Origin of the sequence: Neobacillus vireti (genome assembly GCF_036962465.1) — a bacterium.
Classification (GTDB): Bacteria; Bacillota; Bacilli; order Bacillales; family Cytobacillaceae; genus Neobacillus; species Neobacillus vireti_B.
Window position 1 is genome coordinate 1 of record NZ_JBALNF010000023.1, and the last position, 9,595, is coordinate 9,595.

Sequence of the window (9,595 nt, forward strand, 5' to 3'; positions counted from 1 at the left end):
AAAAAGGGTGACAGGCACCATAATTGGTGCCTGTCACCCTGTCTATTCTTATTCTGTTATTTCTCCATGAATTAGGATTGGTGCTTCTATCTTTTCAGCAGTAATCTTTATATTTTCGTAAAGCTTCTGTTTAACTTCGTCTACCTTTTCAAAGTTGCTGTAAAGAGTAACGAGGGAATCTCCTTTTTTCACTTGGTCGCCGATTTTCTTTCGTAAGACTAGGCCAACTGCTAAATCAATCGTAGATTCTTTAGTCGCTCTCCCTGCACCGAGAATCATAGCTGCTGTTCCCACTTCATCGGCTACAATTTCAGCTACATAGCCATCTTCTCTAGCTTCAAGTTCAAACGTATATTTTGCCTGCGGCATGTTAGCAGGGTTATCAACAATAGAGGAATCCCCGCCTTGAGAACTCAAGAAGACTTTAAATTTTTCTAGTGCGGAACCGTCTTTAATAGCATTTTCGAGCTTATGGCGGGCCTCTTCTAACGAACTGGCTTTTTCAGCCAAGTAAACCATATGACTTCCAAGGGTTAAGCACAATTCGGTTAAATCTTCTGGGCCCTCACCTTTTAGGGTATCAATTGCTTCTTTTACTTCTAGGGCATTCCCAATTGCATATCCAAGCGGCTGGCTCATATCAGAAATAACAGCCATTGTCCTTCGGCCAACATTATTTCCAATTCGTACCATTGCTTTTGCTAAGTCCCTCGAATCGTCCAATGTCTTCATAAACGCACCAGCACCCGTTTTCACATCAAGGACAATCGCATCGGCCCCAGCAGCTATTTTTTTACTCATAATCGAGCTTGCAATAAGTGGAATACTGTCTACAGTTGCGGTAACATCCCGTAATGCATATAGCTTTTTGTCCGCGGGCGTTAAGTTTCCACTTTGTCCAATAACAGCAATTTTATTTGTATTGACTAAATCAATAAATTCCTCATTTTTAATTTCAACATGAAAGCCTTTAACCGCTTCTAACTTGTCTATGGTTCCACCTGTGTGGCCTAACCCGCGGCCAGACATTTTGGCTATTGGTACACCAACGGCAGCTACTAGGGGGCCCAGAACAAGCGTAGTGGTGTCACCCACACCACCTGTTGAGTGCTTATCGACCTTAATCCCTTTAATCTGGGATAAATCTATTTGATCTCCCGATTCAACCATTGCCATCGTTAAATCTGCTCTTTCTTTTTCTGTCATACCTTTGAAATAGATGGCCATTGTTAAAGCACTAATTTGGTAATCAGGAATCGATCCATCTGTGTACCCGTTAATAATAAATTTTATTTCTTCTGTTGATAATTCGTTTCCATCTCTCTTTTTCTCAATTAAGTCGACCATTCTCATTAAATATCACCACATTTTTCAAGATCATTTTTGTACCCTCTTTAAAAGGAGTTGTGCGGATTACTGGACCATTCCTTTAACAATTTCATTAATATATAATAGGAAATCGGCTTTGACTTTTTCTGTAGTTTCCATTACTTCATCATGTGTTAATGGCTGGTCAAGGATTCCCGCTGCCATATTAGAAATACAGGAAATCCCAAGAACCTTCATTCCACTGTGGCGGGCTACAATGACCTCTGGGACTGTAGACATCCCTACCGCATCTCCACCCAATATACGAACCATTCTGATTTCAGCCGGGGTTTCATAAACCGGACCAGGATTCCCAAAGTATACGCCTTCTTTGACATTGAGTTTTAGCCGATCGGCAATATCTCTTGCCATCTTTCGTAATTCCTTTGAATAAGCCTCAGAAAGATCTGGAAAACGAACACCTAAATTGGCATCATTCGGTCCAACCAAAGGGTTCGTTCCCATATTATTAATATGGTCTGTAATAATCATTAGGTCGCCAGGGGAAAAGCTCTCATTTACCCCGCCTGCAGCGTTCGTGACTATTAACATTTCAACACCCATTTCTTTCATAACACGAACTGGGAATGTCACTTTATCCATGCTGTATCCTTCATAGAAATGAAATCTGCCCTGCATGGCTACTACCTCTACCCCATTTAACTGACCAAAAACAAGTTGTCCGGCATGGCCTTCTACTGTAGAGACTGGAAAATCTGGGATTTGATTGTACGGTATTTTAACTGGATTTACTATGTCATCCGCTAGGACACCAAGACCTGAGCCTAAGATAAGACCCAATTTTGGTGTAGTCTGATATTTTTCCTTTAAAAAATTAGCTGCATTATGAATGCTTTCAATATTCATTTTTATCCCTCTCTTTATTTCAATTCATTTAGGAAGCTTTTGCCATAGTTAGGCAACTTAACATTGAAGTTATCAGCGACTGTCGCACCAAGGTCTGCAAATGTTTCCCTTAATGGAAGTTCTTTACCACCGTTCATACTCTTAGAGTAGACAAGTAATGGAACGTATTCACGTGTATGATCTGTTCCTGGTGCGATAGGGTCATTTCCATGGTCGGCTGTGATCATTAACAAGTCATCGTCCTTCATTTTTGCAAACACTTCAGGCAGGCGGGCATCGTATTCCTCTAGTGCCTTTCCATAGCCTTCTGGGTCACGGCGATGACCGAATAATGCATCAAAATCAACCAAATTTAAAAAGCTAATGCCTGTGAAATCCATATCGAAGGTTTCAACCAGCTTATCCATTCCGTCCATATTGGATACGGTTCTAAGAGACTTTGTTACCCCTTCACCATCGTAAATATCAGAAATCTTACCAATCGCAATTACATCAAACCCTGCGTCTTTTAACTCACTCATAACAGTTCGATCAAAAGGTTTTAAGGCATAATCATGACGATTTGGCGTGCGCTTAAAGTTGCCAGGTTCGCCTAGAAATGGCCGGGCGATAACACGACCTACCATATATTTTTCATCAAGTGTTAATTCACGAGCAATCTTACAGATCTTATACAACTCTTCCAGCGGAACAATTTCTTCATGTGCAGCAATTTGAAGCACAGAATCGGCAGAAGTATAGACAATTAATGCTCCTGTTTTCATATGCTCCTCGCCAAGCTCATCTAATATTTCTGTGCCGCTCGCAGGTTTATTTCCAATAATCTTTCTGCCTGTTTGTCTTTCAAGCTCTGCAACAAGTTCATCCGGGAAGCCTTCGGGAAAAACACGGAAAGGTGTTTGGATATTTAGGCCCATAATTTCCCAATGTCCTGTCATGGTATCTTTTCCGTTTGAAGCTTCCATCATTTTTGTATAGTAAGCTAATGGCTTTTCTGCTTTATTAATTCCTTTAATCTCACGAATATTGCTTAATCCCAATTTCCCCATATTAGGCATATTCAGGCCATTCATTCTTTCGGAAATATGACCAAATGTATCTGCCCCTTTGTCTCCAAACTTCTCAGCATCGGGTGCCTCCCCGATTCCAACCGAATCCATTACGATGATAAATATACGTTTGTATGTACTTACAGTCATACACTACTACCTCCTTTGACATAGAAAACGTTTGCAAATAAGAATCAGACAATTATAGGTTGTCCGCTTAAAAATAGTTTATGAAAGTGATTTATTTATTCATTCGTCAGAAGTCTGACATCTCTATTTTACTCCAAGTTTTTGAAAACACAAGAAAAAAAGCCGCCAAAATTTAGGACGACTTTTTAACACTTTTGTGAATGAGTCTATAAGACTATTTTTCTATTAAGCTCGGGGATGAAATTTTGTATACACATCCATAATTCTTGATTTTGAAACATTGGTATATATTTGCGTTGTGGATATATCTGCATGACCTAACATCTCTTGAACCGACCTTAAATCGGCACCATTCTCAAGCAGATGGGTGGCAAAGGAATGGCGAAGGGTATGAGGGGTGAGTTCTTTATCAATGCCCGCTTCACGTGCTAGTTTTTTTAATATTTTCCAAAAACCCTGTCTTGTTAAACGATGCCCTTGATGATTTAGGAAAAATGCATCATCCTTGTGCTTCTCCGTAACAAAATGAGACCTGCCGTTTTCTAAATATTGCTTAACTGCAGTTAAAGCTATTTTTCCAATTGGGATAATCCGCTCCCTGTTTCCTGTTCCAATACAACGTATAAACCCAAGCGTTAAATGAACATCGTCTTTTTCTAAAGCTATTAATTCACTTACTCGAATTCCTGTTGCATATAAGAGCTCCAACATGGCCTTGTCCCTTAAACCAAAGTGATCATTTGGGATGGGTGCATTTAACAGTTGCTCTACTTCCAGTAAGCTCAAAACCTTTGGCAGAGCTCTTTCTAATTTAGGAGATTCAATTAAAACAGAAGGGTCCCCCTCTGCTGCCTTTTCTCTTAGTAAAAACTGATGAAACGCTCGAATAGAGGCAATATGTCTTGCCAAGGTTTTTGAGGACTTTCCTTGGTCCTTTAAGAAATTTAAAAAGTGGATAATATGAATACGTTGAATCTCATTTAAGGACTGAATGGCTTCCACACTTTTTAAATAATGAAGGTAGCTTTTCAAATCTCTTTCATACGAAATAATCGTATTCTTAGCCAACCCTTTTTCTACTATTAAATAATCCAAAAAAGCTTTTAATTGGTTTTCCATTACAATTACTCCCCATTTAAATAAAACAACATCAACCGGTCTAACACAGATGAACGGTCTTCTTTCACTACATTTGAAACCTTTAACGCAGATCCTTCCGGCACATCATAACGATGGTAATTTTGATATTCTTCAGATACCCACATGATACCATAATAAAAGAGAATCGTGCACCCGGTGAAAATGATAAACACCTTTACTGTTTGGACCGCCACTTTAAAAAAAGAAACCATCTAACATCCTCCAATACTAATTTCTATTAAAAGGTATGCCAAAATGGACAAAATATATACCTGCTTCCTTAAGCTGCTCAAAAGAAAAAAGTCCTTTCAATGAAAGAGACTTTTGGTTTCATATTATTCAGTTTCCTCTTCTTTATCCTTATCCAGGCAGCGATGACAGATTCCATGAAAGGTTAGGCGATGGTCTTTTATTTTAAAGTTCCATCTGCTCTCTACAACGGCTTCTACATCTTCTAGTAAATCCTCCTGAATTTCATCAACAGCACCGCATTCAATACAAACAAGATGATGGTGAAAATGGGCTGCACCTTCCTGACGAAGGTCATAACGTGAGACTCCATCACCAAAATTTATTTTATCGACAATTTTTAATTCCGTTAGCAATTCCAATGTTCGGTAAACAGTTGCTAAACCAATTTCAGGCGATTTTTCTTTTACGAGGAGGTACACATCTTCTGCACTTAAATGATCCTCTTCATTTTCTAATAAAACACGAACGGTTGCTTCACGTTGGGGAGTTAATTTATAACTCGCTGAATGCAACTGTTTCTTAATTCTCTCAATTCTAGTTTCCATCCTGAAGGCCCTCCCTCGCCACTGTTAATTTTCATTATAACAGATGAAGAAAGAGATTCAAAATAAAATTATTATAAATAAGATTCGATAATCATTACCAAATAATAATTATTTTAGCGAAACTGAACTTATGATACTTTTCATTAACCAGGGAGACAGATACGCTTCTACTCCTGAAGCAGCAGAAATAAATAGTACAGCAGCAATTAAGGAAACGATATAACGTTTAAAATAAGGCATGATTGGCAAAGCATATTTCTTCATAAATTGCCGTTTAATCATCCTTATTGAAAAAATGACTGAGAATGCTGCCATCAATATAAACACAGGAATAATAATTAGATTTTGCGGCAGGATGGACGCAAATGCTAACAAAAAGCCTTTCCAGCCCATTTGACTGACTAAGAATCCCACTGTAAAACCTACAACCATTCCTTTAAGGAATAGGAGAATTAATATAATTGGAAGGCCAATAATAGAGATTCCTAGAATCCACATAAGGCCAATAAATTTACTGTTGTGTAAAAAACTTTGCAAAAATAAATCGTTGTCGTCTGTTACCGTTCCATCGGAAACTTGGCCAAAGAATTGTGATAAATAATAGAATAAATCTTCCTTTTGGGTGATGCTCATGCTATTGACAACTATTGCCCCAAAGATTACTCCCATTAAAAATAAAACCACAATAAATAAAAAGATTGAGGAATGTTCACGAAAATAACTGGCGGCATCGGACTGGTACAATCGTTTTTTCATCTTTAATTTCCTCCTACTACAAAGGTCGATTAGTACAGTCTATGCTAGACTAGTTATTCTATGACGGGATTTAATAGATTTATCATCAAGTTGATGACATTTTAACCATAAAAAGAAACCGGCAGTTACTGGCTGCCGGGGATTTAATCAGCTATTTTTCCATACTTGCCGCCGCCTCCGGCTGCAAGATTAATGCTTCCTTCTCTTGCTTTTAGAATGAGCTCCGCAATTTTAGCGGGTACCACATCAGTTAATGCTTCATATGGAACTTCATGCAAAATGGCCATTTCACTGCCAAAATGATTAACCAGCTTTTCCAACAGGCGCGGGCCTAATCCAGGAATAAATTCCAGCGGTACTTGATGGACGTATGGGGGGCGTCCAAGCGGACCGGCATCTGCCGTCTTCAACTCTAGGATTCGGTCTGCCACACCTTTAATAATTTTATTTTTTCCGCAAAGATTACATATTTGATCGTCAGGGGTTAGTGGATTTAAACATTCTGCACAGACGGTTTTATGATATTTACCCAATAAAGGATCGAGACCATAATTGGCAATGATATGGCGGCCGTCTTCCCCTTTTAAAGCTTTATGTAATTCTAAAAAAGTTGGCTCTTTCATGGCCATCACTTGATATTCACGGGCAATTTTTGCCAGTGAATGGGCATCAGAGTTGGTTACAAACGTATATTTGTGTAGCTCTCCTAATTGGTCTGCCATATGTGTGTCAGAGCTTAATCCAAGTTCAATTCCATCAATTAAATTTGGATCTAATACCTCGGTCAGCGACTTCTGAACCCCTTTGCCATATAAACTTTTGAAAGGAGTAAACACGTGGGCTGGGATAAATATGCCCCCTAAGTCTTTAACCTTTTTTTGTAACACCAGACCTGTTACGTAGATTCGCTGAGAACTAAGTTGAATATTTTTCAAATGGGTCGAAAGCCAGGAAGAAAACTCCCGCATGATTGTAAGGTTAGGAAAAAAGGCAAGCAGGTGAATCGGACCATTTGATTGTTCATCGTAAATCTCCAATTCAGAGCCGGGAATAACCGTTAAATCTCCAAAAACCAAACCACCATCTGGATGTTCGCTAATTTCTCCGCTTTGAATAAGACTTTCCATTTCTAAGATGACTTCCGGTGAATGACTGTCAATGATTCCCACCATATTCAGTCCCTTTTCATGCCTGGCATGTTCAATAATATTAGTAAATGTCAGCGATTTCGCACCGGTTATTTTAACCGGTTTTCCTGTCCAGGTCCGGCCAATATGAATGTGTAAATCCACATAATAGCGGTTCATTTATGTTTCAACGCCTCTTGTAATTGTAAGTACTGTACGGCATAAATAGTTTTTGCATCAAAAATCTTTTGTTCTGTAATATAAGATTGGGCTTCTTCTAGAGTTAATTCTTCTAGATTAACAAACTCATCTTCGTCAAGTCCCGCTGCATTTTCTTTTTTTGTGAGCCCTTTTGCGAAATACACGTGGACGATTTCATCAGCAAACCCTGGTGAGGTATAGAAAGATGTTACCAATTCCAAGCTGCTGCATTCATAACCGGTTTCCTCTTCTAGTTCTCTCCGGGCACAATATTCTGGATTCTCACCTTTTTCTAGTTTGCCAGCTGGTATTTCTACAATCGTTCTTTCTAATGCCTTTCGATATTGTTCCACCATAACCACTTTATTTTCATCCGTAACAGCTATAATGGCCACAGCTCCCGGGTGCTTAATGATTTCCCGCTTTGACTGTTTTCCATTTGGCAGCTCGACGTCTTGTAAATGAAGACTGATAATCCTTCCCGAAAATATTTCTTCACTTTTTATTGTTTTCTCAGTAAGATTGTCCATTACCGTCAACTCCTGTTCTATTCCGTAAAGACATACGTATACATTTTACCATACTTTAATTGGAGGGGTATGGTAATGAAGGTGTATACCCATAAGCAGGGAATAACTCTCGTTGGCAAAGCTTGGGAAATCCAGCAGAAGTTGAAAGAATATAACAAGGATTATATTTTCATCTCTGAATGGATTAAAGATGTATCGCAAAAAAAGTAGCTTCCATTTGTAGTCTGCCCAATTGTTTATTAATATTGAAAGAAAGGAGCAGGGGGGTTTTAAAATGAAGAAAAGAAAACTAGGTCATTCCGATTTGTACGTTACGGAACTCGGCCTCGGCTGTATGTCTATCGGAACAGAGGAGAAAACGGCAAGATCAATCATCGAGACAGCTCTTGAGGAAGGGATTAATTATTTTGATACTGCTGATCTCTATGACTTTGGTGAAAATGAGAAAATCGTGGGACAGTCATTAAAAGCGGTTCGAGAAAATGTCATCCTGGCAACCAAGGTAGGAAACCGCTGGAAACCTGATCAATCTGGCTGGACTTGGGATGCTTCAAAAGCCTATATAAAGGAAGCAGTAAAAAATAGTTTAAAACGCCTTGGGACTGACTATATCGATTTATATCAGGTCCACGGCGGAACAATTGATGACCCGATTGATGAAACGATTGAAGCGTTTGAAGAATTAAAGGCAGAAGGATTTATTCGTTATTATGGCATTTCCTCCATTCGCCCCAATGTCATCCGTGAATATATTAACAAATCTAGTATTGTTTCGGTAATGATGCAATACAGCATTTTAGATCGGAGACCAGAAGTAGAAACTTTACCACTTTTACATGAACATGGGATCAGCGTTGTGACACGCGGGCCGCTTGCTAAAGGCCTTCTAACTGATAAATTGCTAAGCAAAGCATCTGAAAAAGGCTATCTTGATTACAGTTATAGGGAATTAAATGAAATTTTGCCTCGTTTGAAAGAGAATCTTGCACACGATCGGTCGTTTACAGAGGTTTCACTTCAATATAATTTAGCAAACCCTGCTGTGGCTTCGGTTATTACTGGAGCGAGCAGCCCTGAACAGATTAAGCGTAATGCTGCAGCGATAAGAAGTACTCCGCTTACCGATGAAGAAGTGTTGGTCATTAAAGACTTAACAAAGCCAAGTATTTATACGGAGCACAGATAAAAGGAGAGCATTAATCTCTCCTTTTTTATTTAAATTCTTTCCAATTCATGCCACTCTCGTTTAATAATTCTGCAAATGATTTGTTCTTTTCTTTTAATCTTCGTTCTTCCCGTTTTCTTTGTTCTTCTGCCTCTTTTTTTCTATCTTCTTCAGCCTTTAGTTGGTCTTGCTGCTCTTTAAGCTGCTTCATTAAGTCTGGATTAATCAAATCTTTGAGTGTTACTGCGGTATCTTCCTTTTTTGGTTTAGATTGATTGGTCTGTCTTTTTTGTTTTTTCATTCTAAACTCCTCCATATTAAAAATCTTATTCTATTATACCATTTCTTAAAACGCTGCTGACATTAAAAAACAGGCCGTGCCCGTGAGGGCACTGAAGGAAGTCCCTTAAATGCAATTTGGCTGTTGATTTCCGCTCCAGGCGGC

At 38.9% G+C, this 9,595-nt stretch carries 12 protein-coding genes; 2 read left to right on the forward strand and 10 right to left on the reverse strand.

The features are described from left to right. Positions 1-48: 48 nt before the first annotated feature. The 9 genes from V7077_RS09935 to V7077_RS09975 form a co-directional block, all read right to left on the reverse strand. Positions 49-1,353, reverse strand: coding sequence for a pyrimidine-nucleoside phosphorylase (locus tag V7077_RS09935; protein ID WP_335500940.1), 1,305 nt, complete (start codon positions 1,351-1,353; stop codon positions 49-51). 60 nt (positions 1,354-1,413) lie between these two features. Continuing rightward, entirely contained in the window at positions 1,414-2,235 is an 822-nt protein-coding gene (locus V7077_RS09940; RefSeq protein WP_335500942.1) for a purine-nucleoside phosphorylase, read from the reverse strand. 14 nt (positions 2,236-2,249) lie between these two features. Next, the gene (deoB, locus tag V7077_RS09945) at positions 2,250-3,434 is read right to left on the reverse strand and encodes a phosphopentomutase (protein ID WP_335500944.1); all 1,185 of its coding nucleotides are present in this window, start codon (positions 3,432-3,434) and stop codon (positions 2,250-2,252) included. Between the two features lie 225 nt (positions 3,435-3,659). Further along, on the reverse strand, positions 3,660-4,553 hold the full coding sequence (gene xerD / locus V7077_RS09950; RefSeq protein ID WP_335500946.1) for a site-specific tyrosine recombinase XerD: 894 nt from the start codon (positions 4,551-4,553) through the stop codon (positions 3,660-3,662). 5 nt (positions 4,554-4,558) lie between these two features. Then, the gene (locus V7077_RS09955; protein WP_335500948.1) at positions 4,559-4,786 is read right to left on the reverse strand and encodes a YqzK family protein; all 228 of its coding nucleotides are present in this window, start codon (positions 4,784-4,786) and stop codon (positions 4,559-4,561) included. A gap of 123 nt (positions 4,787-4,909) precedes the next feature. Continuing rightward, positions 4,910-5,371: a ferric iron uptake transcriptional regulator gene (gene fur, locus V7077_RS09960; protein WP_235740341.1), complete on the reverse strand. Its 462-nt coding sequence runs from the start codon at positions 5,369-5,371 to the stop codon at positions 4,910-4,912. A 108-nt stretch (positions 5,372-5,479) separates the two neighbouring features. Next, on the reverse strand, positions 5,480-6,127 hold the full coding sequence (gene spoIIM, locus V7077_RS09965) for a stage II sporulation protein M (RefSeq protein ID WP_335500951.1): 648 nt from the start codon (positions 6,125-6,127) through the stop codon (positions 5,480-5,482). Between the two features lie 143 nt (positions 6,128-6,270). Next, positions 6,271-7,434, reverse strand: coding sequence for an endonuclease Q family protein (locus tag V7077_RS09970; RefSeq protein ID WP_335500953.1), 1,164 nt, complete (start codon positions 7,432-7,434; stop codon positions 6,271-6,273). After that, entirely contained in the window at positions 7,431-7,985 is a 555-nt protein-coding gene (locus tag V7077_RS09975; protein WP_335500955.1) for an NUDIX hydrolase, read from the reverse strand. The genes V7077_RS09970 and V7077_RS09975 overlap by 4 nt, the downstream gene beginning before the upstream one ends. Before the next feature lie 75 nt (positions 7,986-8,060). Between V7077_RS09975 and mciZ the strand changes: the two genes are divergently transcribed. Next, entirely contained in the window at positions 8,061-8,195 is a 135-nt protein-coding gene (gene mciZ / locus V7077_RS09980; protein ID WP_335500957.1) for a Z-ring formation inhibitor MciZ, read from the forward strand. A gap of 64 nt (positions 8,196-8,259) precedes the next feature. After that, positions 8,260-9,171, forward strand: a complete 912-nt coding sequence (locus tag V7077_RS09985; protein WP_335500958.1) for an aldo/keto reductase — start codon at positions 8,260-8,262, stop codon at positions 9,169-9,171. A 25-nt stretch (positions 9,172-9,196) separates the two neighbouring features. Here the strand turns inward: V7077_RS09985 and V7077_RS09990 are convergent, their stop codons facing one another. Beyond that, positions 9,197-9,451 (reverse strand): YqkE family protein, encoded by a 255-nt coding sequence (locus tag V7077_RS09990; RefSeq protein WP_335500959.1) that lies wholly within the window; start codon positions 9,449-9,451, stop codon positions 9,197-9,199. Between the last annotated feature and the right edge of the window lie 144 nt (positions 9,452-9,595).